The sequence below is a fragment of the Luteibacter sp. dw_328 genome, from assembly GCF_018449605.1.
Lineage (GTDB): Bacteria > Pseudomonadota > Gammaproteobacteria > Xanthomonadales > Rhodanobacteraceae > Luteibacter.
Genome location: NZ_JAAVUW010000004.1, coordinates 410,370 through 434,854, shown reverse-complemented (window position 1 = coordinate 434,854; position 24,485 = coordinate 410,370). Strand labels below are relative to the sequence as shown.

At 65.0% G+C, this 24,485-nt stretch carries 20 protein-coding genes; 8 read left to right on the top strand and 12 right to left on the bottom strand.

The annotated features are described in order from the left end of the window. Positions 1 to 20 precede the first annotated feature (20 nt). The 10 genes from HB634_RS12290 to pilG form a co-directional block, all read right to left on the bottom strand. Positions 21 to 1,292 (bottom strand): efflux RND transporter periplasmic adaptor subunit, encoded by a 1,272-nt coding sequence (locus HB634_RS12290; RefSeq protein ID WP_063571322.1) that lies wholly within the window; start codon positions 1,290 to 1,292, stop codon positions 21 to 23. A gap of 168 nt (positions 1,293 to 1,460) precedes the next feature. Further along, positions 1,461 to 2,024 carry a hypothetical protein gene (locus HB634_RS12285; protein WP_213948758.1) on the bottom strand — a complete coding sequence of 188 codons (564 nt, stop codon included), beginning with the start codon at positions 2,022 to 2,024 and terminating at the stop codon, positions 1,461 to 1,463. A gap of 134 nt (positions 2,025 to 2,158) precedes the next feature. Further along, positions 2,159 to 2,356 (bottom strand): hemin uptake protein HemP, encoded by a 198-nt coding sequence (locus HB634_RS12280; RefSeq protein WP_213948757.1) that lies wholly within the window; start codon positions 2,354 to 2,356, stop codon positions 2,159 to 2,161. 267 nt (positions 2,357 to 2,623) lie between these two features. Continuing rightward, a complete protein-coding gene (locus HB634_RS12275) occupies positions 2,624 to 3,094 on the bottom strand; it encodes a chemotaxis protein CheW (protein WP_213948756.1) in 471 nt (156 codons plus the stop codon). Further along, the gene (locus HB634_RS12270) at positions 3,091 to 4,818 is read right to left on the bottom strand and encodes a chemotaxis protein CheB (RefSeq protein WP_213948755.1); all 1,728 of its coding nucleotides are present in this window, start codon (positions 4,816 to 4,818) and stop codon (positions 3,091 to 3,093) included. The genes HB634_RS12275 and HB634_RS12270 overlap by 4 nt, the downstream gene beginning before the upstream one ends. After that, on the bottom strand, positions 4,811 to 11,209 hold the full coding sequence (locus HB634_RS12265; RefSeq protein WP_213948754.1) for an Hpt domain-containing protein: 6,399 nt from the start codon (positions 11,207 to 11,209) through the stop codon (positions 4,811 to 4,813). The genes HB634_RS12270 and HB634_RS12265 overlap by 8 nt, the downstream gene beginning before the upstream one ends. A gap of 4 nt (positions 11,210 to 11,213) precedes the next feature. Then, positions 11,214 to 13,196 (bottom strand): methyl-accepting chemotaxis protein, encoded by a 1,983-nt coding sequence (locus HB634_RS12260; protein WP_231873868.1) that lies wholly within the window; start codon positions 13,194 to 13,196, stop codon positions 11,214 to 11,216. A 219-nt stretch (positions 13,197 to 13,415) separates the two neighbouring features. Beyond that, entirely contained in the window at positions 13,416 to 13,961 is a 546-nt protein-coding gene (locus tag HB634_RS12255; protein ID WP_063571159.1) for a chemotaxis protein CheW, read from the bottom strand. Positions 13,962 to 13,968: 7 nt separating this feature from the next. Next, positions 13,969 to 14,340, bottom strand: a complete 372-nt coding sequence (locus tag HB634_RS12250) for a response regulator (RefSeq protein ID WP_046968466.1) — start codon at positions 14,338 to 14,340, stop codon at positions 13,969 to 13,971. A gap of 33 nt (positions 14,341 to 14,373) precedes the next feature. After that, positions 14,374 to 14,775, bottom strand: coding sequence for a twitching motility response regulator PilG (gene pilG, locus HB634_RS12245; protein WP_046968465.1), 402 nt, complete (start codon positions 14,773 to 14,775; stop codon positions 14,374 to 14,376). Positions 14,776 to 15,034: 259 nt separating this feature from the next. On the opposite strand from pilG, the gene gshB reads away from it, so the two are divergent. Then, positions 15,035 to 15,976, top strand: coding sequence for a glutathione synthase (gene gshB / locus HB634_RS12240; RefSeq protein ID WP_213948753.1), 942 nt, complete (start codon positions 15,035 to 15,037; stop codon positions 15,974 to 15,976). Further along, complete coding sequence (locus tag HB634_RS12235) at positions 15,973 to 16,833, top strand: energy transducer TonB (RefSeq protein WP_213948752.1); 861 nt, start codon at positions 15,973 to 15,975, stop codon at positions 16,831 to 16,833. Before gshB ends, HB634_RS12235 begins: the two co-directional genes overlap by 4 nt. Positions 16,834 to 16,986: 153 nt before the next feature. On the opposite strand, the gene HB634_RS12230 is transcribed toward HB634_RS12235, so the two are convergent. After that, on the bottom strand, positions 16,987 to 17,310 hold the full coding sequence (locus HB634_RS12230) for a hypothetical protein (RefSeq protein WP_213948751.1): 324 nt from the start codon (positions 17,308 to 17,310) through the stop codon (positions 16,987 to 16,989). Positions 17,311 to 17,402: 92 nt separating this feature from the next. On the opposite strand from HB634_RS12230, the gene HB634_RS12225 reads away from it, so the two are divergent. The 6 genes from HB634_RS12225 (at position 17,403) to HB634_RS12200 (ending at position 23,222) form a co-directional block, all read left to right on the top strand. Continuing rightward, the gene (locus HB634_RS12225; RefSeq protein ID WP_063573348.1) at positions 17,403 to 17,969 is read left to right on the top strand and encodes a YqgE/AlgH family protein; all 567 of its coding nucleotides are present in this window, start codon (positions 17,403 to 17,405) and stop codon (positions 17,967 to 17,969) included. 12 nt (positions 17,970 to 17,981) lie between these two features. Then, positions 17,982 to 18,401 carry a Holliday junction resolvase RuvX gene (gene ruvX, locus HB634_RS12220; RefSeq protein ID WP_063573349.1) on the top strand — a complete coding sequence of 140 codons (420 nt, stop codon included), beginning with the start codon at positions 17,982 to 17,984 and terminating at the stop codon, positions 18,399 to 18,401. A gap of 34 nt (positions 18,402 to 18,435) precedes the next feature. After that, entirely contained in the window at positions 18,436 to 19,362 is a 927-nt protein-coding gene (locus tag HB634_RS12215) for an aspartate carbamoyltransferase catalytic subunit (RefSeq protein ID WP_213948750.1), read from the top strand. A gap of 68 nt (positions 19,363 to 19,430) precedes the next feature. Then, complete coding sequence (locus HB634_RS12210; protein WP_213948749.1) at positions 19,431 to 21,179, top strand: hypothetical protein; 1,749 nt, start codon at positions 19,431 to 19,433, stop codon at positions 21,177 to 21,179. Between the two features lie 1,051 nt (positions 21,180 to 22,230). Further along, positions 22,231 to 22,596: a BON domain-containing protein gene (locus HB634_RS12205; protein ID WP_213948748.1), complete on the top strand. Its 366-nt coding sequence runs from the start codon at positions 22,231 to 22,233 to the stop codon at positions 22,594 to 22,596. 248 nt (positions 22,597 to 22,844) lie between these two features. After that, positions 22,845 to 23,222 (top strand): hypothetical protein, encoded by a 378-nt coding sequence (locus tag HB634_RS12200; protein ID WP_063573397.1) that lies wholly within the window; start codon positions 22,845 to 22,847, stop codon positions 23,220 to 23,222. Positions 23,223 to 23,311: 89 nt separating this feature from the next. Here the strand turns inward: HB634_RS12200 and HB634_RS12195 are convergent, their stop codons facing one another. Beyond that, complete coding sequence (locus HB634_RS12195; protein WP_063573398.1) at positions 23,312 to 24,475, bottom strand: PilT/PilU family type 4a pilus ATPase; 1,164 nt, start codon at positions 24,473 to 24,475, stop codon at positions 23,312 to 23,314. Positions 24,476 to 24,485 lie beyond the last annotated feature (10 nt).

Here is a 24,485-nt window from a genome sequence, read left to right as displayed (position 1 = left end):
GGTAAGGGAATGGTGTTGGTTCAGCGGCTGATGGCGATGTGTTTGGCGTCGCCGAAGGTGTCGGCACCGGAGATGACGATCTTGTCGCCCTCTTTCAGGCCGCTCAGGATTTCGACCTTGTCGATGCTGCTCGCACCGACACGGATGTCCCGGCGATCGGCCATGCCGTCAGCAACGACATAGGCGTAGCGGCCAGCGCTTTCGTCGACGAAGGAGCCGCGCTGCACGGTGAGCACGTTGTCGCGCTTGTCGAGGAGCACACGTACCGAAAGACGCTGGCTCTGGCGCAGCTGGCTGGGCGTGGCACCGTCGAACCGAAGGCGTGCAGCCACTTCGCCATTGACCACTTCCGGCGAGATCGCACTGACCTTGCCGTTCCATACCTTGCCGTTACCGCTGATCTCACCCGGCATGCCGATGGCGAGGTCGCGCGCAAAGCTCTCGGGGACTTTCATCTCCACCTGGAGGGCGGAAAGATCGATCACGCTGAGCAACTGCGCGTCTTTAGCAACGGTAGCGCGTTCGGCGATGAACGCCTGGCCCACCTGGCCGTCCACCGGCGACTTCACGTTGAGTTCTTCCACCTGGCGTTCGAGGTCCTGCACGAGCAGCACCTGGCGGTCGTAGGCGAGCTTCTTCGCCTGGATGTCGAAGGTCAGGCTGCCGTTGTCCGTGGTGAGATCGGACTGGGCATGCTTCACCGTGACGTCGGCCTTCTCGAGCGCGGACTTGGATCTGTCGACATCCGCGACGGGTACCGCACCCTTGGCAAAGGCGCCTTCGTAACGCTTGAGATCGCGCTGGCCTGCGGTCTGGTCGATGATCGCGTTGTCGTAGGCCTTCTGCAGTTCCGAGCGTTTCTTCGTCGCGTCAATCTGCGCACGAAGGAATTCCACTTTTGCAGCGTCGGCGGCAGAGCGTTCCTGGGCCAGCTTGGCGGCGAGGTCCGGACTGGTGATGGTGGCGAGTACCTGGTCCTTCTTCACCACGTCGCCCGGGTGCACGGTCAACACCACCGCACCGGCGGAGGTGGCGTACAGCGTCGGGCTGACCGCGGCGACGACCTTGCCTTCGGCGGCGATGTCGCGGACGAAAGGACCCCGCGTTACCGTGGCGAAGCTCAGGCGCGAGGCACTCACCGAGCTGTCGGCGGAAAACATCGTGGCGATATGGGGGGCCGCGAACGCGAGTGCAGCGACCACGGCAATGCCGGCGCCGATGTACATCAGCTTGCGGTTACGGTTGGAACCGACTTCGACGAGGCGGTCCGTGGCGGAGGTATCGCGGATCATGCTGGCTTCCCTGGATTCTCTTGAGGGATAGACAGCAAGCGGCGTGCCAAGCCACTACCTGCATTTAAAACATATAGTTACAGGAGACCTTCAGGGACGGCGTCGTGTCCGCGGACAGAATGTCCGGACACCGGGCCGGTCGGACAGACCGCCCGGACAGACCCGCCGCTAGACAGTGATACCCACCGACTCCGAGACCGCGATGTCTCGCGCCACGCCACGGCCGAGCGAGGAGATGAGCACGTCGCGCGCACCCAGCACGGTAAAACCGACCAGGCGCCGACGCGTGAAGGAGAGGACCCGAGCGCGCGAGGCACGTAGCCATTCGCGGTCGGGCAGTTCACGGTTCGGCGCATCGGCGGGCGTCGCATCGACGAACAGGCCGTCCCAGGCGAGGTAGTCCGTGTCCGGGAGGAGGTAGATGCGCGCGAGGGCCTCACCCTCGCCGCCCACGCAGTCGATCCACTCACGCGGACCTTCCGCCGTTATCGCACAGGTGAGGCCGACGTAACGCGTGGTCAGAAGTGGCGCGAGGTCCGCGGACTCGACGAGGCAGCCATACGCCGCGTTGTCCTGGAGGGGGCAGGCCGCCGACCGCGGTGCGAGATACAGCACACCGCCAAGCTGGCCAAGGCCTTCGACCAGCGTACGTGGCGTGATCGCCAACCAGCGCGTGGTCGGGGTGGAACGGGCTCGCGAGTGCATACCGAACGAAGCTAACCAGCCGAACATGGCGCGTCTCCCGGGTGACTGCCGGAATGGGATGCCTGGCTGGGCGGCCCGGGAGGGCCCGCGTGGCTTGGCGTCGGGGAGAAGGTCCCAATGAGAGAAGGCCCCATTGGAGAAGGCCCTACTGAAGCGGGCCCTTACTTGGTAAGGATGAGCTTGTCGTTGCGCGTGAGGCGCAGGTGGTACTCATTGCCCTGGTGCTCGATGACGAGCTCCCGCGAGCCGTCGAGCAGACGCGTGCTTTCGATACGACGGGCAACCGCAGGGGCGGCACGCAGCGCAACGACCTTGTCACGGCCGCTGTTATCGGTCAGGGGAAGCGATCTCATCAACATGGCTCAGCTCCGAGGGTCTGGGTTCGGCTTTGATGATAACGATTCTCATTTACACGTCAAGAGGCAATCTCGGGTTTTGATGCTCCCGTCCGATTCATCGGCGAACCGGGGCTGGCGAACGAATGAGGCCCTGCCGTGATCCTGGGCGGTTTAACCGCTCGCCGGATCACCGCAAGGCCTCATTTGAGAAATCAGTGTTGAGGGTTCGCCGCTGAAGCGGCTACTACGGCCCGCGCGGCGCGTGCCCGAACGCCACACGCAACCCGATTACGCCTCGGCGAACATGCCCACCAGGGTTTCTTCCAGCGCTTCGAGATCCGGAATGACGGCCGTATCGTCGCGGACGAGGACGCGGGCGCGAACGCCAAAGGGCAGCTCGTGGCCGTCGTGCGTCGGCAGCAGGAGCTCCGCATTCAGCGTGGTCAGGCGGGGGAAGCCGTGCGTCAGGACCGCGAGATACGGCATGTCGGGATAATTGCTCACGCCCTTCAGGACCGCCACACGCGGCGCCTGCGCGCTGCCCTCTTCCGCAAGCGCGGCGACATGGTCGAAGCGCACCAGTGGAACGCGCCAACCGCGCCACGTAATACGACCGACCAGCCACACCGGTGCGTCGGCCACTGCCTCGACACCCGCCAACGTGATCACTTCGGCCACTGAGGCGTTCGGCAACAGGAGGCGTACGCCGCCGCTGGGAATCAGGACGCAGCGGATTTCGCGCGGTAACGGCTCGCTCATGGAAATTCCTCGATCAGTTTCTGCGCCAGGGCATGAACGTCGCCGGCAAAGCCGGCCACGCGTTCCTCGCGAATCCCGGCAACCATATGCCCGGCATCGGCCTCGGCAACGACGGTCTCGACCCAGACACGGCCGCCGGCGTCGTACACGGCCTGCGAACCGGCCACGGCATCGTTTCCGCGGCCAGCGAAAACGATCGCCAGCGCATCGGTACCGAAACCGCCGGCGAGCGTGCTGAAGATCCCGTCAATGGACGGGCCGGACGCGGAACTGGCGCTGCCGTCTTCGCGCACCGTGACGCTACCGTCGCGACGGATCTGTACGTGCGTGCCACGCGAAACCACGAGAATCTCGCCGTGCTCTGTATGCGATCCATCCTTGGCCACGCGTGCGCGGCCAAGGCGTTGAGCGAAGCCGTCCGCATCCGCGTCGTGATGCACAGCGACCAGGACCACGGCAGGCATACGCTTAGGCAACGCGGCGACGAAGGCGGCCACGGCGGCTTCGCTTTCGCGCGAACCGCCGAGAGCGACGACGCGGCGAACGGCACGCGCACTGCCCTCGAGGAACATCTCATGGGAGAAGTCGCCGTCCGTGCGTGGCGCGATGGCTTCCTCGAGCGAGACGAGTTCAAGCGACAGTCCAGCCTCGAGTCCATGCGAGCCGTCATCGACGATGTCCTGCGCGAGATACTCGGCAGCGCTCACCGTCTCGATACCAAAGTCGGCCGCATTGCCGTGCACGGGCGCGTCGATCACGATCGTATCGTGGTCCACCAGATCCCACTCCGGAGCCGGCGGCGGCACGTATTCCGTGGCGCGCGATTCGATCTGGAGGGAATGTTCGCTACCCGCGGAAACGGCGGGCGTGCCCTCGTCTTCCGCCGTCAGACTCAACTGGCTGACATCGAACTCGCGCTCCACAACGGGAGCCGGAGGCGGTGCATCGTCCACCACCTCGAAACCGGAGAGATCGAGCGACGCCAGCTCGGTCAGTTCCAGCGGCGACGAGGGAACATCTTCCAGGCCGTCGGAACCGTTGATCGAGTCGGGGTCGCTATCGGCGAGCAACGCCTCCAGTTCGGCTGCCAGCCTGATCGGATCGCTGCCCTCCTCCTCGTCTGCCGCGTCGGCCAGCGGCGCGGAGAAGTCCAGGGAGTCAGCCAGATCATCGGCACTGTCAACGGGGGTGTCGTCGTCAGCAAGAGCAACGACGCCGACATCTTCGTCCGTTGCCATCGGCGACTCGGCATAACCGTGGCTGCCTGTGATGGCGAGATCGCCAGCCAGGGGTTCGTCGAACGTCTCCTCGGCAGGAGCCGCCACGCCCGCAATCGCATCGATGCGCGGTTCGATGGCGCGCGCGTCGTCAGGGCGCGGCGGATCCATCGGGCTCGCACCCACCAGCTTGGCGGCAAGGTGCCGGGCCCAGCGGGCGCGGTCCCAGCCTTCCAGATTGCGGCTGGCATCGGCATCGTTGAAAACGAGGCGCGGGTGTCCCCCTTCGACCGTGTCATAGAGACGGTCGAGGTCGCTGTCGCTGGGATCGTCGAGATCGACCACGACCACGTCAGCCGACGACCCGACCAGCTCGGCCGGGGCGAACGCGCGCAGGTCCGACTCGTAGACAATGCGCGCACCGTGCGCGACGAGGGCGTCGCGCAGGTGGGCGGCAAGCGCCGCATCGTCGAACAGCAGGGCGACCGACGGCTCGCGATCAACCATGGGTCACTCCGAGCACATCATTGATCTGCACGATGAGGTCGTTCTCCTGGTACGGCTTGCCGATGTAGCGGTCGACACCGATGTCGAACGCGCGCTGGCGATGCTTATCGCCGGTGCGCGAGGTGATCATGATGATCGGCACACCCGCCAGGCGTTCATCCGCCTTCATCTGCGTTGCCAGTTCATAGCCGTCCATGCGCGGCATCTCGATGTCGAGCAGCATCAGGTCGGGCACGCGCTCGTTGAGCTTCTCGAGGGCGTCCACGCCGTCCTTCGCCGTCATCACTTCAAACTCGTGACGTTCCAGCACGCGGCCGGTGACCTTGCGCATCGTGATCGAATCGTCGACCACCATGACCAGGGGCTTCACGCGGACTTCGTCCTGCACGCGCGGTGCATGCGGCACCGCCGCCTCGGCTTCGAACGCGCGGCGTGCCACACCGTGGCGCACCATCGGCGCGAGGTCGAGAATCATCAGCACCGAACCGTCGCCCATGATCGTCGCGCCGAGGATACCCGGCACCGAACTGACCTGCGGACCGACCGGCTTGACCACGATTTCGCGCGAGCCGAGCACGGCATCGACACGGATCGCGGCACGCAGGTCGCCCGAACGGGCGAGCAGCAGCGGGACATCACCTTCTTCGGGCGAGGCGATGACATGCACGCCGAGCAGCTGCGGCAGGTCATGGATGGTGTAGTCGTCGCCGAGGTAATCGAAGCTCGGATTCTCGTCGGCCATGCGGTGCGCGAGCTCGTTGGGAGCAACGCGCGCCACACCATGTACGGACGTCATCGGGATCGCGAAGTTGGTTTCGCCGATACGAACGATCAGGGCCTGGGTCACCGCGAGGGTGAACGGCAGGCGCATCACGAAGGTCGTGCCGACACCCTTCTGCGATTCGATGCCCAACGTGCCACCGAGCTGCTTGATCTCGTTCGCGACCACGTCCATGCCGACGCCACGCCCCGCCACCTGGGTGACCTTCTCCGCCGTGGAGAAACCCGGAACCTGGGTGAGCTGGAAGATCTGGTCGTCGGAGACACGGGCTTCCGGACGCAGCAGGCCACGTTCGATCGCCTTGGCGCGGATCGCGTCGCGGTCCATGCCGGCACCGTCGTCGGACAGGCGAACGACCACTTCGGTCGCTTCGCGCGACACCTGGATACGCACGGTGCCTTCCGGGTTCTTGCCGGAGGCCTCGCGGGTGTCCGGCGACTCGATGCCGTGGGCGACCGCGTTGCGCAGCATGTGCTCGAACGGCGCCTTGATGCGGTCGAGCATGTTGCGATCCATTTCGCCGTTGGCGCCTTCCACCACCAGCTGGGCCCGCTTACCGACGTCGCCGGCGGCCTGGCGCAGCGTGCGGCGAAGGTTGGGCACCATTGCGTCGAACGGCAACATGCGCGTCTGCATGAGACCTTCCTGCAGCTCCGCGTTCACTCGCTGCTGCTGGAGCAGGAGGTTTTCGGACTGACGGGTCAGCTCATCGAGGATCGTCTGCAGTGACACAAGGTCGGACACCGACTCGGCCAGTGCACGCGAGTACTGCTGCAGCTGCGAGAAGCGATCGAGCTCGAGCGGGTCGAAGTTCGTCGCACCCGTTTCGCGGTGCTCCTGGTGGTAGCGCGCGATGATCTGCGCTTCGGTTTCGATTTCGAGCATGCGCAGCTGGCTGCGCAGGCGGCTGACCGTCTGTTCGTGCTCGGTGAGCGTCGAACGGAAGCTGGCCGTCTGCTGTTCCAGGCGCGAGCGGTAGATCGACACCTCACCGGCATGGTTCACCAGCGTATCGAGCATGTCCGCGCGGACGCGAATCTGTTCCTGCGACGAACGCTGAAGCTCTTCCTCCTCGAACTCCGGCAGCAGCTCCGGCAGATCGCGCTCGAGGACGGGAATCGCGTCGACCTCGGCCAGGGGTTCGAAGCCGGGGATCGGTGCAGGCTCGGGCGTGATGATCGCGGCTTCGCGCTCTTCGCGGTAGCTTTCGGCGGTAAGCGTATCCGGCGCGATCGGTGCACCGGCGAGGCGTGCGAACGGCTCGATATCGGCGTCGTTGAGCGCAATGGCTCGACCCAGTGCAATGCTCTGGATCATGCCGTGCAGGCGATCGAAGCCTACTTCGGTCGCTTCGATGGACGCACGATCGCTGTCGCGCTGGCCACCGGCCACCGCGTCGAGCAGGGCCTCCATGGCATGGGCAAGGTCGCCCACCACAGCCAGCCCGGCCATGCGCGCGCTGCCCTTGAGGGTGTGCAGGTCTCGCTGCAGGGCGGTTACGTGCTCCGCGACCTGCGGCTCGATACGCCATGCGGCAAGGGCGCCATCCGCGTGATCGAGGATCTCGCGTCCTTCTTCGACGAAGACTTCGAGGAGATCGGGATCGATATCCGCGTACGGCGAGAGCTCCGGCACCATGGCCACGACGGGCTCCTCGACCGGCGTGTGAACGGGTGCGGCGACGGGCTCGTGCGACTGGTCTTCGATGACCACCGGCTCGCTCGATAGCTCATCCGACGGTTCGACCGAGGGTTCGACAACGTCGGCCGTGGGATCCACGGTCTCGTCGATATCGGCCAGCTCGGTGAGCTCGGTGTGTTCGGCGGAAATCGGTTCCTCAGGCGTCGCATCCAGCGCGAACGCTTCGTCGGCGAGGAAGCCTTCTTCCTCCGACGCCGTCTCGTCGATGACCTCTTCGACGTCGTCTTGCTCGGGGCTGGCCGCATCATCGGCAAGACCGCCGATAAGCGAACGCCACGCGGCATCTTCTTCCGCGTCGTACTTGAGGATCGGCTTGACGTCGCCTTCGGGCTTGTCGATCTGGAAGCCTTCGAACGAAGCGAGCAGCTCGGCGGTGAGGTCGGCCGTCGCGTCGGACGTTTCGATCGGATCGAGTTCGATGCCCGGGAGGGTTTCCGCCTCTTCGGTCTCGTTGCTGGAAGTGTCGCTGACGACATGATGCTGCGCGTGCTCGGCCGCGGCCGATTCACGAGCGGCCAGCTCACCGGCCAGCATGGCTTCGAGCTCAGCCTCGAGCGAGACCTGAGCCACCGGAACGTCCTCGGCGACGGGCTCTTCGGCTACCGGCAAATGCCCGGCAGACGGCGAGGTGTCGCGCAGCAGTGCCTCCAGCTCAGCCTCATCGAACGTGATGTCGTCAAAGGAGTCGTTGGCGTCGAGGGGACTATCGATCGTGACCGGCGTTTCTTCGAACGAAGGAAGCTCGTGATGGACGCGAATGTCGTCGACGATCTCAGGCTCTTCGACCACCTCGAACGCGTCGACAGCCTGGATATCCTCGAAGGTCACCGGTGTCTCGTCGTGCGCGACCGGCGCGTACGTCGTTGCTTCATCGTCCAGCGGCTGCGGATCCGGCTCGTACAGGATGTGAGCGACGGTTGCTTCCGGCTGTTCGTCACGCAACGCGACGATCTGCGCAGCGAGCGCAGACACATCGGGCACGCGCGGATCCGGCGCGTCGAACTGCTCCATGACATGGTCGACGAGGTCAGCCGCGTCGGTGAGGGCATCGACGCCCGCCGGACGCAGCGGCACACCGCTGGCACGGACGCGCTTGATCAGCCCTTCGAGCGGCGCGAGCACCTGGATGAGCACGGGGATGTCGACCATGCCGATGGCACCGTGCAGCGTATGCACGGCGCGTAGCAGGCCGTCGTCCACCGGCAGCTCGCCGTCACCGGCCAGCGCGAGGTTGGCGCGGATCACGTGCAGGTACTGGGCCACCTCGGTACGCAGGATATCCAGCAGCACCGCGTCGACCGGCGGCAGCGGCGGAGCCACGTACGGCGGATCCATCGGTGTCGCTTCGACGGGCTCCGACGGCGTGTGGCCGTAACCGGCGAAAGCCGCCGTCGGCACGGCTGCGATCGTGTCGCGCGGTACGCGACGCTTGACCTTGGTGCGAACCGTGTGGACCGAGCTCTTGGCGATGTCTTCGACGAAGGCGCTGTCGCCCATCGACAGGCGATCGGCCGTCTCCATGATGGCGGCGATCGGTGCACCCGGCGTGGACTCGCCTTCCAGTGCGGACTTGAGCTGAGGCAGTGCGTCGACCGCATGACGGATGAGCGCCTGCACACCGTCGTGCGGCGTGATCGTGTGATCGAGCACGCGATTGAGCATGTTCTCGACCTTCCAGGCGAATTCGCCCAGCAGGCGGGCGCCGACCAGGCGACCGGAACCCTTCAGTGTGTGGAACGAACGACGGATCGGCACCAGTGCCTCGATCCGCTCCGGATCCCTGAGCCAGGCCTCCTGCGCGGCGAGCAGGTTGCCGATCTCTTCTTCGGTTTCCTCGAGGAAGATCTCGCGGATCTCGTCGTCGATGCCATCCACCGTGATCTGGAACCCGGCGAACTCGGCATTGCCGCTGCCACCGACTTCCTGCTCGACTTCCTCTTCGATCTCGACCCAGTCTTCCTCGCCCGTCGCGGCGGCTGCCACGTCGTGCGTCACGGCTTCGCTGGCATGCGCCTGCGCCGCTTCGATCTCCGCCTGGGTGGGCGGCTCGTCGAGAAGGTCGAACGTGTCGGCGAAACTCGAGACCGTCTCGCCCGCATCGACGCTGGTCGATGGCACGGCAATATGTTCGATGGCTGTGGTGTCGATCGATTCCAGGGCAGCTTCGCCCAGGGGCGTCGGGGCTTCCACCACCGGCACCGGCCAGTAGCCGAGTTCGGCCAGGCTCTGCTGGGTCACGTCGAGAATGTGCTCGAGGCCGCCGCGATGTTCACGTGCCGCCTCAAGGTAATACTCGAGCGCGGCCAGCGCATCGGCAAGGCGATCCATCTGCGCGCTGTTGGGCACGCGCCGGTCACCGAGCAACTCGCGGTGAATGAACAGGCCGATGCCATCGGCCAGCTCGGCCGGACGCGGAGCGCCCAGCATGTTCATGGCGCCGCCGATCTCGCCCATGAGTTCGGGCGTGCCATCGAGCTGAGCGTGGTCCCACGAGGATTCCACGAAAGCGACGATCGCGTCCTTCACCTTGGAGGTGTTGGCCGTGGCTTCGCGCATCAGCGTGGAAAGGATGTGGCGTGCCTCGCTACGCGGCAGCGGCGACGGGCCCGAGTCGGAAACCTGTGTTTCGCCCTCGCCTTCCGCACCAAGACGTTCGATGTGGTCGTCCAGCGAGGCTTCGACGTATAGCAGTGCGCCCGCGACGTCGAGCAGCGACTCTTCGTCCGGCGAGCGCTGGCCCGTGGCGATTTCGCCGAGGATCCGACGCTGTTCGCCGACGACGCGACGCGGTACGCCCAGGGCGAGCATGCCCAGCGTGTCACCGACGCGGTCAAGCACATCAGCCTGCGGGCCGAGCTGCGCGGGATCGCCATCGGGACGACGCAGGAAAAGATCGAGCGATTCCTTGACCCGCAGCAGGTCTTCCTTGATCGCGGCCGACACGGTGTCCAGCAGCGCGCGGTTGTGCCCGGACATCGAGCCACGGGCGTGTTCCAGCTCGGCGGCCCGCGGAAGCAGACCATCCAGGCGATAGGTCTGGCGCAGCTCTTCGATACGGTCGCTGCCGGTCTTGGCCTGGGCGACGTAGTACAGAAGCTTGCGCGCGAGATCGTCGGATTCGCCGGTGAGGAGCACTTCCTCACCGCCTTCCACCAGCTCGCGGATCGAACGATCCACACGACCGATCAGCTGGCGAACGTCCTTCTCGTGGGCACGCAACACGCCGCGCTCGAGACCTTCGAGGACGCCGGCGGCAATCCACCAAAGGCGACGGCCGGCGATCGTGTAGCAACGCGCGGCGATCGCATCGAGGGTAGCCCGCATGCCGAGCAACTGGCGTTCGTTACCCTGCCCGCGAAACCAGGCAAGCAATTGCTGCTGGAAACGCACGCGCAACTCGGCCAGCTCGGCGCGATGCGCCTCAGCCACGGCAGGGTCGCTCGCACCGGGTGCACCGATCGGCAGCATGGTGTCGAGGTTGGGCGTGAACAGCGCGGACTCGTGCAGCGACTGCTCGCCACGGCTCTCGCGGAGATCGTTGAGCAAGGGCAGCAGGACGATCGGCACGTCGCGATGACCGCTCTGCAAACGCTCGAGATAGTCGGGCATCTGCATCATGCCGCGCATCAGCGCGGCATAGGCGTCATCACGATGAGCGACGCGGTCGTCGATGAGCGCGGCAACCAACTGCTCCATTTCGCCGACAACCATCGCGGCGCCATAGAGCTCGACCATACGCAGCGTGCCGTGGACCTGATGCAGGTCGGCGGCGCAGGTGTGCATGACGTAGGCGTCGCGAGAATCCTCGACATACGACTCGAGGGCCTGGCGTGCCTTGGACAGGGCGTCGTCGAGCTCCGCCTTGACCCAATGCAGCGTGGTGAAATCGGTATGGTCTTGAAGTCTCACTGCATCAGCCCGGCAGCTTGAAGTTCGCGACGGACAGGCGCAGGTCATTCGCGAGCTGGGCCAGGTTGCCGATCGATTCCGCCGTCTGGCTTGCGCCCAACGACGTCTGCGACGTGATCTCCTGGATGACGTTCATCGTTGCCGAGGTGTCGGTCGCCGCAGCGGACTGCTGGCGTGCCGCCGCGGAGATGTTCTGAATCAGCGCCGACAGATCGTTCGAGACGCGCTCGATGTCGCCCAGTGCGGTACCCGCATCCTCGGCCAGTCGTGCACCGGCTACCACCTCGGCGGTGGTCTGCTCCATCGAACTGACCGCCTCGTTGGTATCGGACTGAATGGTCTGCACCAGCGTTTCGATTCGCTTGGTCGCACTCGCCGAGCGTTCAGCGAGGCGCTGCACTTCGTCCGCGACGACCGCGAAACCGCGGCCCGCTTCACCGGCCGAGGCCGCCTGAATGGCTGCGTTGAGTGCGAGGATGTTGGTCTGCTCGGCGATGTCGTTAATCAGTTCCACGATCGAGCCGATCTCCTGGGACGATTCACCCAGTCGCTTGATTCGCTTCGAGGTTTCCTGGATCTGGTCACGAATCGAGTCCATGCCCTGAATCGTCTCGCGCACCACTTCCGCACCGCGCGATGCAATCTGCACCGATCGCTGCGCCACGTCGGCCGACTCCGCGGAATCCTTCGACACGGTATCCATCGAGGTCGCGATCTGGTTAATGGCCGAGGTCGCCGAGGTGATCTGCTGCGCCTGTTGTTCCGCCGCGTCGGCCAGGTGCATGGCGGTCGCCTGCGTTTCCTGTGCCGCCGCCGAGACGCGGACCGCCGTCTCGTTAATCGTGGTCACGAGGTTGCGCATCTCGTCGACCGCGGAGTTCATGGCGTCCGCGATGGCGCCCGTGATGTCCTCGGTCACCGTAGCCTTGATGGTCAGGTCGCCTTCGGCGAGCGTACCCATCTCGTCCAGCAACCGCATAATCGCGGTCTGGTTACGCTGGTTGAGTTCGGACGTGCTCTCGAGGCGCTGGCGCTGGTCACGCACGAGGGTGAAGACGAGTAGCAGCGCGAAGGCCACCGTGGCCAGTGCGCCGACCAGGCCCCAGCCCACGTTCGGGAAGAGACGGAACTTCTTGGCGATCTGGTCCGCGGATTCGTTCGCGCGGAGCAACACGGTCTGCGAGTCGAGCGAGGCCTGGTTACCGGCGCGCTTCACGTCCTGCAGGTTGGGCGATGCCGCGACAAGCTGGGCCACCGGGTCGACCAGGTCGCCCCAGGAGGTCTGCATGCCTTCAAGGATCTTGCGTGCGTTCGTGTCGGTCATCGCATGGACGCCGCCGTCGGCATTGCCATCGATCAGGCCCTTGAGCACCGCACCGTAGAGCTGCGCGTCACGGGACAGGCCGTCGGCCGCAGACTGCGCGCCATCACCACCCTGCAGAATTTCCTGCACGCGACGGATCATGCGATCGGCCATGAGCATCCAGCGGGCGATGGTGAAGGTCTGCTCCGAGGAAGCGTTCTTCTGCTGGACGATGTTCAGCACTTCGTCCGTGCGCGAGTTCAGCAGTGGCATCTGCTTGGAGAAGAGGTCGGCGCGTTCACCGGAACTCAGGACCAGGTCCTTGTTCGACAGGATCTTGCCGATATCCGCATCGAGCTGGTGCCAGGCGTTGGCCAGGGCGCTCACCGAGCGGCCGGACGGCGTCGCGTCGTTCTCGGCATAGGAAGGCATGCCGGTCTTTTCATCGCCCTTGACCAGTCGCTGCACCGCCGAATCGATGGTGTTGCGCGTGGCCGCCAGTTCGCGGAACGAGTCGCGGTTGCCGTCGGACGCCTCGAGTGCGTACTTCGCGGTCTGCTGCGAAAGCACCTGCACCTGGGTCGTCAGCGCGATGGCTTCGCGATCCTCACCGTTCTTGATGTTCAGCCACCAGAAGTCGACCGACGCCAAACCGATAGCCAGAAGCAGGGCCACGATAACCATCGTGTAACCACGTTCCCGGCCTGCGCCCCCTGTTGTCGTACTCATACTCACCTCGACCAAACCTGGCAAAGCTAGTCACCGGCGCCCCGAATGAGGTCGTCGGCATGACGAAGCGGCCGCACTGGCCGCCCCTCCGTTCCCATCGCAAGAGCGTTTACCGCCCTCGCCGATCCTGTTGCGGGGCGGCCACCCGGCCGTCCCGTCCCCCGTGGAGACGCTTTACAGCGCCGCCTGCCGGAAATCCGGCGCACGAGCCAGACGGCTCATGCTGAAAAGCCCGAACGATTGCTCGCCCAGTTGTACGTTTTCCGCGACGAACCGCGCCAGGCGCGGATCGTGTTCCTCGCTGCCGGTACCGCGCTGCGCCTCATCCATGGTGCGCTGGCCGAACACTTCGTCGACCAGCAGGCCCACCGTGCCGCCGTGCTGGCGAACCAGCAGCAGGCGCGTACGCTCGGATGAAGGCGTGCGTTCGTCGAAGAGGAAACGGCCCAGATCGATCGCCGGCACGAGGTTGCCGCGCACGTTGGCCACGCCCATCAGCCAGGGCTGGGTGCCCGGCACGTTGGTCAGCGGCGGCACGGCGAGCAGTTCGTTGATCTCTTCGATACCGCTGACGAAGGCACGGCGACCGATACGGAAGCCGATGCCACGCCAAAGGCCCAGCGATTCGACCCGTTCGGGCGCGCCGGCCGAATGCGCCAGGCAGGCGCGCTCGTAGTGGGCGAGCAGTTCGAAAGGCGTAAGTGCCGCGTTCTCGCTCATGGCGCCCTCAATGCTTGTTCGGCAGCAGGCTGGCGATGGTCGAGAGCAGTTCCTTCTCGTTCACCGGCTTGGTGATGAAGGCCTTCGCGCCCTGGCGCAACCCCCATACGCGGTCCGTCTCCATGGACTTGGTCGTGATCATCACCACGGGCACGTCCGCCGTAGCCGGGTCCCGGCTCAGCGTTCGGGTGGCCTGGAAGCCATTCATGCCGGGCATGATGACGTCCATGATGACCAGGTCGGGCTTGCTCGCACGGATGCGGTCGATGCCCGACTCGGCGTTGTCGACACTGGAGACGGAAAAACCCGCCTTCTCCAGTAGCGTGGTGAACACGCGTACGTCGGTGGGCGAGTCGTCAATGATCAGAATGTTTGCCACACGTCCCCCTGGACGTCGTTAAGCGGATTTGAATCAGCTCGCCGTCGCATAGCGATGGATCGCGCCGAGGAGTTCGTCGCGAGTGAAAGGCTTGGTAAGGTACTGCTCCGCGCCCACGATGCGGCCACGCGCCTTGTCGAACAGACCGTCCTTGGAGGACAGCATGATCACCGGCGTCCCGCGGAACTGGGCGTTGTTCTTGATCAGCGCGCAGGTTTGGTAGCCATCCAGGCGCGGCATCATGATGTCGACGAAGATGATGTTCGGTTTCTGGTCGGAAATCTTTGCCAGCGCCTCGAACCCATCGACTGCGGTCAGAACGTCGCAGCCTTCCTTCTTCAGCAGGGTTTCGGCCGTGCGTCGGATGGTTTTCGAATCGTCGATGACCATGACCCGCAAGCCGGTCAGATCGGTACCACGTCCGTTTTCGTTCACTGCGCCCCCGTAGCACGCACAAAAAAACCGCAAATCCCACCGCAGGATAGCTGGTTTCATGCCGGCTTATCCGTGCGCTGGGTCGTCGTCCGGAACCTGGGCTCCGGTGGCCCGCTCTTCGGCGTTCCTCCCGTTCGCTGTTTAATGGTTGGCCGGGTCGCCGTCAAGATGAATTGTTCTTAAAGGGACAAATCCTTGTGAAATTGCGATCCCTCCCCCACTAGACTTGGCATTCTTCCTGCTCTCCCGGGACACCCCCATGTCGCTCTCCGTCGCCGTCCTGATGGACCCGATCCGCGCCATCAAGATCGCCAAGGACTCTACCTTCGCCATGTTGCTGGAGGCTTCTCGCCGCGGCCACGCCTTGCTCTACATGGAGCAGGGTGACCTTGCCCTGCGCGACGGCGAGGCCTGGGCCCGCCTGCGGCCGCTGACCGTGAAGGAGGACCCGGCAGGCTGGTTCACGCTGGGCGAGCCCACCTGGCGCCCGCTGGCCGAGGTCGACATCGTCCTGGCCCGCAAGGACCCGCCGGTCGATTCCCAGTTCATCTACGACACCATGGTCCTGGAGCGCGCCCAGCGCGACGGCTGCAAGGTGGTCAACGACCCGCGCAGCCTGCGCGACTGCAACGAGAAGCTGTTCGCCCTGGATTTCCCCCAGTGCATCGCACCGACCCTGGTCTCCCGCGACGCCGGTGAGCTGCGCCGGTTCGTCGCCGAGCATGGCGAAGCGGTACTCAAACCGCTGGATGGCATGGGCGGCCGCGGCATCTTCCGGGTGAAGCATGGCGACTCGAACCTCAATTCCATGCTGGAGACCCTGCTCGACGGCGCCCGCCATTTCGCCATCGCACAGAAGTACATCCCCGAGATCACCGCCGGTGACAAGCGCATCCTGCTGATCGATGGCGAGCCGGTGCCGTATGCGCTCGCCCGCATTCCGCAGGGCGACGAATTCCGTGGCAACCTCGCCGCCGGCGGCCGGGGTGAGGGCATCCCCCTGTCCGACCGCGACCGCTGGATCGCGGCGCAGGTGGCGCCGGAGCTGGTCCGTCGCGGCCTCCGTTTCGTCGGGCTGGACGTCATTGGCGACTACCTGACCGAGATCAACGTCACATCTCCGACATGCATCCGCGAACTGGATGCCCAGTTCGGCATTAACATCGCGGGGCTGATGTTCGACGCAATCGAGGCCCGATGACGACCCGCACCACCGGCGCCGACCTGTTCGGCGCGACCCTGCTGTTTTCGCTGCTGCTGCACGGTGTCGTCATCCTTGGCATCACCTTCGACGCGGAGAAGCCCAAACCGAGCGTTCCTACGCTCGATGTCACCCTCGTGGACGTCGCCAACCAGGAACAACCGGACAAAGCCGACTTCCTGGCCCAGGCGAGCAATGCCGGCGGCGGCGACCAGGACAAAGCGGCCCGGCCGTCTGAGCCGGTCTCCGGTCCCCTGCCGACCCCCAACCAGGGCATGACCGCGGAGCCCAAGGACGCCCAGGCGCCAGCGCCAACCGAACGCACGCCCGCCCAGTTGCTCACCACGTCGGGCGAGACGGGTTTCACCGTCGACTCCACGAAGGAGCAGGCCGAGCAGAAGGAACGCCCGGTCCCAATATCCGACGAAGACGTGCAGCGAAAGCTGGAAATGGCCAAGCTCTCGGCTGAGGTACGCGAGCAATCGCAGGCCTACGCGAAGCGCCCGAAGAAGAAATTCATTTCGTCCAATACGCGCGAGTACGTCTACGCGGCCTATATGAAAGGCTGGGTCGGTCGCGTGGAGCGGGTGGGCAACCTGAATTATCCCGACGAAGCGCGCCGCCAGGGCGTCTACGGTGAGCTGGTGCTCACGGTGGGCCTCAATCGGGACGGCACGATCAAGAGCATGGACGTGATCAAGAGCTCGGGGCACAAGCTGCTCGACGAGGCGGCCCAACGCATCGTGCGCCTCGCCGCCCCCTTCCCCGCCCTCCCGCCGGACAAGACTCGCGTGGACGAGCTGTATATCACGCGTACGTGGCAGTTTTTGCCGGGCAACGTGCTGCGCAATTACTGACCGCCGCAGCCTGACGAGGGTGAAGGTCATGCCGGCCGTTGCAGGAGCCGATTCATCGGCGATCCCGCAGCAGCGGGCCAGCCAAGCCTCGGATGAGTCTTCCGGCTATCCCGCTCCGTTGGCTTTTCGCCGCTGAGGCGGCTCGCCCATGTCCTATTTCAACAGCTGATCCGCCTCGCTGACATAAGCCTTCTCCGCCTTGCGGTCCCAAACACACAACTCGCGCCCGGGCCGGTTATTCATGTGCTTCTGCGGATAACGCCCGGCCAGGAACAGCGCCGTGACCGGTACGCGGTCGTCGTACTGGATCGGGCCGCCGACAGGCTTGACATCCTTCAGGCCACTCGCGGCGACGCAGGCCTTCGTCAGCCGCTGGTCATAGTCCTTCCAGGCTGCCGGCGACGACGCCAGTGCGCCAAACGCGACCGAGCCTCCTGCGAGCAGGACAAATACCTTTGTAAACATCGTCTTTCCCATGAAGCAGACTCCTTTCGTGCAGGGCCCCAACCTAGCCGAATGGCGCTGAATATTCGCGCACGAGTCATGTTCGTAGTGGCTACAATGAGGCCATGACGATCGCCAACACCTTCGCGGGGCAATTTCTTATTGCGATGCCCTCCCTGGCCGAACCTCCGTTCGCGAGAGGCGTCGCCTTTCTTTGCCAGCATGGCGAGGACGGCGCGGTCGGCCTGCTGATCAATCAGATCTCCGAATACCGTCTCGGCGACGTGCTCGCGCAGATGAAACTCGACTGCGAAGATCCGGAGATCGCGGACTACCCGGTCCTCATTGGCGGTCCCGTGCAGCAGGAGCGCGGTTTCGTACTCCATCGTGAGCCGGGACGCTGGGACTCCAGCTACCGCGTCAACGAAGACTGGTCGGTCACGACCTCGCGCGACATCCTCGTCGCCATGGCCAAGGGCGAAGGCCCGCGCCGTGCCGTCGTCACGCTCGGCTATGCCGGCTGGGAAGCCGGTCAGCTCGAGCAGGAAGTCATGGACAACGCATGGCTGACCACCCGCGCCGACGAACGCATCATCTTCGATACGCCGCTCGACGAACGCTGGACCGCCGCCACGCGCAAGCTGGGTGTGACCGACCCCTCCCAGATCGCCGGCTATGCCGGTCACGCCTGAGTTCGGGGCGCGATGAGCTGTCTGTTCGGATTCGACGTCGGGACGAAGATCGTCGGCGTGGCCGTCGGTAATCGCCTCACCGGCACCGCGCGCGCGCTTGCCGCCGTGCCCGTCCGCGACGGCCAGCCAGATTGGCAAATCCTCGATTCGCTTCGCCGCGAATGGTTGCCGACCGAGCTCGTGGTCGGGCTGCCGCTCGACAACGACGGCAAGGAACAGCCGATGACGCGCACCGCGCGACGGTTCGCCGAGCGCATCACCGAGCGTTATGGCCTGCCGGTCGCCTTTGCCGACGAACGCATGAGCTCGCAGGAAGCAGCGCGACGGTTCGCAGCGGCGCGTGCGGCCGGCACGCGCAAGCGATCGGACGTGAAGTCGATCGATGCCGAAGCCGCGGCTGTCATTCTCGAAACGCACCTCGCACAATGCTGAAACCGATGCCATCCACCTTGAGGACGTCGACGTCATGTCACAACGCCTGCGCCACCTGACCACCCTCGAGAACCTGCCGCGCGAAACCATCGAGCGCCTGCTCGATCGCGCCAGCAGCATGCGTGAAGCGACCGCACATGGCACACGCAAGCTCGACCTGCTCGGCGGCCGCACGGTGCTCAACCTGTTCTTCGAACCCTCCACGCGCACGCGCACGTCGTTCGAGCTGGCTGCACGCCGGCTCGGTGCCGACGTGATCAACTTCGACATCGGCTTCTCGTCGACCGCGAAGGGCGAGGAGCTGTTCGACACGCTGCATACCCTCGAAGCGATGCACCTGGACACGATCATCGTGAGGCATAAGGAGTCGGGCACGCCGGACTCGCTGGTCAAGCACGCGATGAGCGGCGTGGCCGTGGTCAACGCCGGCGACGGCAATCGCGCGCACCCCACCCAGGGCCTGCTCGACGCACTGACCATCCGCAACCATCACCCGGATTTTCGCAAGCTACGCATCGTGATCTGCGGCGACGTGCGGCACTCGCGCGTCGCCCGCTCCGATGTGCACGCTTTCACGGCGCTGGGTGCGAAGGATGTCCGACTCGTCGGTCCGTCCTCACTGCTGCCGGCTGAAGGCGAACTGGAAGGCGTGACTCTCCACGAGGATTTCGACGAAGCGATCGAAGGCGCCCACGCCGTGATCATGCTGCGACTTCAGAAAGAACGCATGGCCTCCACGGACCTGCCCGACGAAGCCGCCTACTTCGAGCGCTTCGGCCTCGACACGAAACGGCTCGCCCGTGCCGCCAAGGGCTGCCTGGTCATGCATCCTGGCCCGATAAACCGCGGCATCGAGATCGCCACCGAGGTCGCCGATGGCGCCCAGTCGCGCATCCTCGAGCAGGTGGGCAATGGGGTGTTCGTGCGCATGGCCGTCCTGGCTGAGGTCATGGGACGCTGATCCCGCGCCGGGCCCGGCTTCCGGCATAATGGCCGGACCAAGGGACAACTCAAACAATGGGATACGAAATGCGACCGACGAAGCGACTCATCGCGCTCGGCGTCGCCAGCGTGCTGCTGGCGGCCTGCGGCCACAAGGACAAGGACGCCCCGCTGGCCTTCGTGCCGGCCGACACACCGTACGTTGCGGCTAGCCTCGACAAGCTGGACGACGATGCCTATGAGGCGATGCTCAACCAGGTCAACACCGAGCTCCCCGGCCAGGTCGCCCAGATGAAGGCACTGGCCCAGGACATGGAAGCCAAGGGCAACGTCGATGGCTCCCACCTCATGAAGGCAGTGGCCGCCGAGTTCGACGGCAAGACTGCCGAAGCGGCGCTGAAGAACCTCGGCCTCGACATCAAGACCGGCTCGGCCATCTATGGCCTGGGCCTCAGCCCGGTGGCGCGTGTCTCGCTCGCCGACCCCGCTGCCTGGGAAGGCTTCGTCGGCCGCCTCGAGACTGCCTACGGCAAGAAGCTGGAAACCGCCGATGCCGGCGGCCAGACCTACCGTCATGTGGCCATCTCCGACACCGGTATCCAGTTGGTCATCGCCACGGTGGGCAAGCAGGCGGTGGTCTCGCTGCTGCCGGCCGATGCCGCGCAGCCGATGATCCGTCAGGCGCTGGGCGCCGACCGTCCGGAAAAGAGCCTCCAGGAAGACGGTCGCCTCGCCGACCTCGCCAAGGACAAGGGCTACAAGGACTACGCCGTCGGTCAGCTGGACCTCACCCGTCTCCTGCCCCTGATCGCGGCAGGCAAGGATCCGCTCTTCGCTGCCTTCATCAAGCAGCAGTCGGCCAAGACCGGCGAGCCTGCCCCGGTGCTTCCGGCAAGCTGCCAGACAGAAGCGTCGCGCATCGCCGCCCGCGTGCCGTCGATCAGCTTCGGCTACACCAAGCTCGACCTCCACCACCAGGAACAGCGCGTCGACGTGGCACTTGCCGACGACATCACCAAGGCCTTCTCGGGCCTGAAGGTAGAGCTGCCGGGACTGGGTCAGGACGCGACGGCACCGTTCGACGTCAGCCTCGCGCTGCCTGTCGAACAGATCCGTACCTTCATGACCGCCCAGTCCGAAGCGGTCGCCGCGAAGCCGTTTGAATGCCCGGCCTTCGCCAACATGAATGACAGTTTCACCAAGCTCGGGTCGACGATGCAGCAGGCGGCCATTCCGCCGTTTGGTGACATCCGCGGCGTGCGCATCGTCATCGACTCGTTCAAGCCGGCGGCATCCGCTGCGCAGATGCCGCAGATCACGGGCCGCGTCGTGCTTGCCACCCGCAATGCCCCGGGGCTGCTCGCGATGGGTCAGGCCGTGCTCGGCGGCGACTTCAAGCTGGCCGGCGACGGCAAGCCCGCACCGCTGCCCGCGAACATCGTCGGCATGCTCGGCATGCCGGGCTGGGCCGCGATGAATGGCCAGGCTATCGCCATCGGCGTGGGCCCGGGCGAGGACGCCAAGCTCGACGAAGTGCTGATGGCCAGCACCGGCGATGCCGGCCGGCTCAGCCGCATGCACCTCAACGGCGACATGTATCGGGCCTGGGTCGACGTGATGGCGGAGAAGGCACAGACCTACGCCAACGCGATGACCACCGCTGCCGGTGCCGATGGTGCTCCGGACAGCCAGGCCGAAGATACGGCTGCCGCTCAGCGTTCCAAGGCACAGTTCGACTCGATGAAGGCCCAAGCCACTCGCGTGGTCCAGGTTGCCGGCGAAGCTCACATGGAAGAGAAAGGCCTCGTCATTTCGGGCGCCGTTGAATACAAGTAAGTCTTCGCAACAAGTGTCACGAAAGCGCCCTACGGGGCGCTTTTTTTTGGTTCTTCGCGGAATTCCGGGGAAGCTGGAGGGGGCGGTTCACTCGCGTTGCGAGTGCGTGTTTTTAGCGGCTCGCGCGCCGCCGATTGCGTGACGGCTTGGGGCGCAGAGCCTTCGGTGCCCACCCTCGCTGCTCAGACACGTCCTCCGCGTTTCGTACCGGAAAGGCCGCTGCGCGGCCGTATACTTATTTGGCCTGCGGCCGCTCCACTTGTGCGGAACTCGCCTCGAGGGTGGGCACCGAAGACTCTCCCCATCCCTGAGGTTCGTGTGGGGCGAGCCGACGAAGCAACGCCGCTTCGGTTACTGGCTCGTCGCCATCGCCAAACGGTCAATCCCGGGGCGCCGGACGGGATCGTCCGCGCGAGGCGGCGCAGCGGCGAGGAAGGGCCTCACCAACCCGGAATGTTCGTACCAGCACGGCTGCCGTGACAGCCGGCTTTGGCGGCCAGCCCCACCCAACGGCTCTCCTTCCCGCTGACCGTATCGTCGTGAGAGACCTTGGTGTCCACCCTCGAGGCGAGTTCCGCACAAGTGGAGCGGCCGTAGGCCAATAAGAACAGGGGCCGCGGAGCGGCCTTTCCTTCTCGAACGCGGAGGACGTGTCTGAGCCGCGAGGGTGGGCACCAAGGTCTCCCCGCGAAACGCCCAAGTGTAGAGAGCGATGGCAAAGCCGAGCCCGCGAGGCCGAAGGCGAGCCAGGCGCGAGGTGCGAGGTGCGACGTGCGACGTGCGACTTGCGACTTGCGACGTGCGACGTGCGAAAGAATGCCCGGCCTGAAAGCCGAGCGCCCAGGCCCCGGCAATCCACGATGAACCTTTTTTCGCTTGTGCGGGAGACGGCTGGGCGCCTTCTGTGCGTCTTCGGCAAAAGCTGAACGAAGCTGTTGCGTGGGCACAAATCGTTCACGGACGCGCTGTTCCCATAGGTCCCGGACAGGCAGCCACAGCCCGTGGCGCCGTTCCCCAGTCCCATAAACAGATTCGTAAAAAGGAGTTCACCATGAACCATGCCAACCTCCGCAAGGCCCTGTTCGCTGCTGCCCTCGTCGCCGGTCTCGGTACGGTCCCGTTCGCCCAGGTGAATGCTCAGGACTCCACCCCCGCCGCTGCGAAGGCCGATAACCAGACGGTCGCCGGCAAGACCGACGATGCCTGGATCACCACCAAGGTGAAGTCGGAATTCGCCACGAAGAAGGCCGTCAAGGGCAGTGACATCTCGGTTACCACGACCGAAGGCGTCGTCGCGCTGACCGGTACGGTCACGACAGCGAAGGAAAAGAGCAACGCTGAGAAGATTGCCAAGGCTGTGAAGGGCGTGAAGAGCGTCGACGCCAGCGGCCTGACGGTCGGTGCTGCTGCTAACTAAGAGCGGCCTTCTAGGGTCGTGAAAGAGAGGGCGCCGCGAGGCGCCCTCTTTTCGTTTGGCGATCGCGGGAGATGGCTTGCATAAGCCCGCCTTGCACCCGATGGCGGCGTCGATGTCGGGGAAAGCCTAGGGATAGAGCGAGATCGCGCTGACGCCGAGGCGGGCATTGGGGCGACATCGGCTGCGCGCACGCTCACGTCTAATAGCCGGGCGCGGACGTCGCGCGATCTTGTACAAGGACAGACATCATGCAGAAAGCCTCCCTCCTTTCTTTGGCCGTTGTCAGCGCACTCATCAGCGCCACCGCGATGGCCAGCAATCCGGCGATCAAGCCCGGCGACCGATCTACGGGAAGCGGCGTCTCCACAGACCCGTCGGGCGCGCGCGTGCGCCCCGGCTTTACGAATCCCGGCGGCCATATCGTCGTGAAAGCCGGCGCGGCCTCCTCCACCTCGTGCCAGGACCGTACCGGCTACAGCCCTCAGACATGGTCTTTCTTTGATATCTGGGGCTCGTTCTACATCGCGCGGCCGGCAGATGTGGTCGGTGCAGTGCGCTATTGCGTCAGTGTGCAATCCGACAACACGCCATCGTTCGCCGTCAAATACGACGCGACCGGTATGTGAGAGTCGTGCCAGTCCCGCGCTCAGACGTGACTGGCAGGGGGCTGATGCAGGCCATCGATAACGGCCTCATCAGCTTCCCCTTCTCGCGTTCAACGCGACAACATGCCGCCGAAGGTCTGCTTGTCGCTGACCTGGTCGATCTCGACGCCTTCCAGACCCTGCGAGAGCGTATGGGCATCGCCACCCTGGGCGAGCTTGATGCGCAGCCGCACTTCATTCGAACTGTCGGCGTGACGCAGGGCGTCTTCGTAGGAGATCTCGCCAGCGTGGTAAAGCTCCACGAGGCTCTGGTCGAAGGTGCGCATGCCCAACTGGTTGGAGTCGCGCATGAGCTCCTTGAGCTTGTGCACTTCACCCTGGCGAATGTAGTCCTGGGCGAGCGGCGTGCCGAGGAGCACTTCCACGGCGACACGACGGGCCTTACCGTCCGGCGTCGGGATGAGCTGCTGGGCCACGATGCCCTTGAGGTTGAGCGAAAGATCCATGAACAGCGCGCTGCGGCGGTCTTCCGGGAAGAAGTGCAGGATGCGGTCGAGCGCCTGGTTGGCGTTGTTCGCATGCAGCGTGCACAGGCACAGATGGCCGGTTTCCGAGAAGTTGATCGCGTGTTCCATGGTCTCGCGTGTACGCACTTCGCCGATCATGATCACGTCCGGCGCCTGGCGCAGGGTGTTCTTCAGCGCGTTCTCCCAGCTGTCGGTATCGATGCCGAGTTCGCGCTGGGTGACGATGCAGCCTTCGTGCTTGTGGACGTATTCGATCGGGTCTTCGATCGTGATGATGTGACCCGTGGAATTCTGGTTGCGGTAGCCGATCATCGAGGCCAGCGACGTGGACTTACCCGTACCGGTACCGCCGACGAAGATGATGATGCCTCGCTTGGTCATCGCCAGCTGCTTGATCACCGGCGGGAGGTTGAGCTCTTCCGGGGTCGGGATCTTCGACTCGATCCGGCGCAGCACCATGCCGACGCAGTTGCGCTGGTAGAAACACGAGACACGGAAGCGGCCGACGCCCGAGGCACTGATAGCGAACTGGCACTCGTGGGTCTTTTCAAACTCCTCGCGCTGGGCGGGAGTCATCACATTGAGCACCATGTCGCGCGATTGCTGCGCGGACAAGGGGCTTTGCGTGATGGGAACGATGCGCCCCTGCACCTTCATGGACGGCGCGACACCGGCGGTGATGAACAGGTCGGATGCCTGCTTATGCACCATCAGCTTCAGGAAAGAGGTGAAATCGAAGTCGCTCATCGCGTGTATC

Bases quoted from the DNA above. Each gene is read 5' to 3' on its own strand.
- HB634_RS12260 (WP_231873868.1), bottom strand. From the start codon at position 13,196: ATGGTTATCGTGGCCCTGCTTCTGGCTATCGGTTTGGCGTCGGTCGAC.
- HB634_RS12205 (WP_213948748.1), top strand. From the start codon at position 22,231: ATGAACCATGCCAACCTCCGCAAGGCCCTGTTCGCTGCTGCCCTCGTC.
- HB634_RS12285 (WP_213948758.1), bottom strand. From the start codon at position 2,024: ATGTTCGGCTGGTTAGCTTCGTTCGGTATGCACTCGCGAGCCCGTTCC.
- HB634_RS12230 (WP_213948751.1), bottom strand. From the start codon at position 17,310: ATGGGAAAGACGATGTTTACAAAGGTATTTGTCCTGCTCGCAGGAGGC.
- HB634_RS12200 (WP_063573397.1), top strand. From the start codon at position 22,845: ATGCAGAAAGCCTCCCTCCTTTCTTTGGCCGTTGTCAGCGCACTCATC.
- HB634_RS12210 (WP_213948749.1), top strand. From the start codon at position 19,431: ATGCGACCGACGAAGCGACTCATCGCGCTCGGCGTCGCCAGCGTGCTG.
- HB634_RS12225 (WP_063573348.1), top strand. From the start codon at position 17,403: ATGACGATCGCCAACACCTTCGCGGGGCAATTTCTTATTGCGATGCCC.
- ruvX (WP_063573349.1), top strand. From the start codon at position 17,982: ATGAGCTGTCTGTTCGGATTCGACGTCGGGACGAAGATCGTCGGCGTG.
- HB634_RS12270 (WP_213948755.1), bottom strand. From the start codon at position 4,818: ATGGTTGATCGCGAGCCGTCGGTCGCCCTGCTGTTCGACGATGCGGCG.
- HB634_RS12280 (WP_213948757.1), bottom strand. From the start codon at position 2,356: ATGTTGATGAGATCGCTTCCCCTGACCGATAACAGCGGCCGTGACAAG.
- HB634_RS12255 (WP_063571159.1), bottom strand. From the start codon at position 13,961: ATGAGCGAGAACGCGGCACTTACGCCTTTCGAACTGCTCGCCCACTAC.
- HB634_RS12235 (WP_213948752.1), top strand. From the start codon at position 15,973: ATGACGACCCGCACCACCGGCGCCGACCTGTTCGGCGCGACCCTGCTG.
- HB634_RS12275 (WP_213948756.1), bottom strand. From the start codon at position 3,094: ATGAGCGAGCCGTTACCGCGCGAAATCCGCTGCGTCCTGATTCCCAGC.
- HB634_RS12195 (WP_063573398.1), bottom strand. From the start codon at position 24,475: ATGAGCGACTTCGATTTCACCTCTTTCCTGAAGCTGATGGTGCATAAG.
- gshB (WP_213948753.1), top strand. From the start codon at position 15,035: ATGTCGCTCTCCGTCGCCGTCCTGATGGACCCGATCCGCGCCATCAAG.
- HB634_RS12290 (WP_063571322.1), bottom strand. From the start codon at position 1,292: ATGATCCGCGATACCTCCGCCACGGACCGCCTCGTCGAAGTCGGTTCC.
- HB634_RS12215 (WP_213948750.1), top strand. From the start codon at position 18,436: ATGTCACAACGCCTGCGCCACCTGACCACCCTCGAGAACCTGCCGCGC.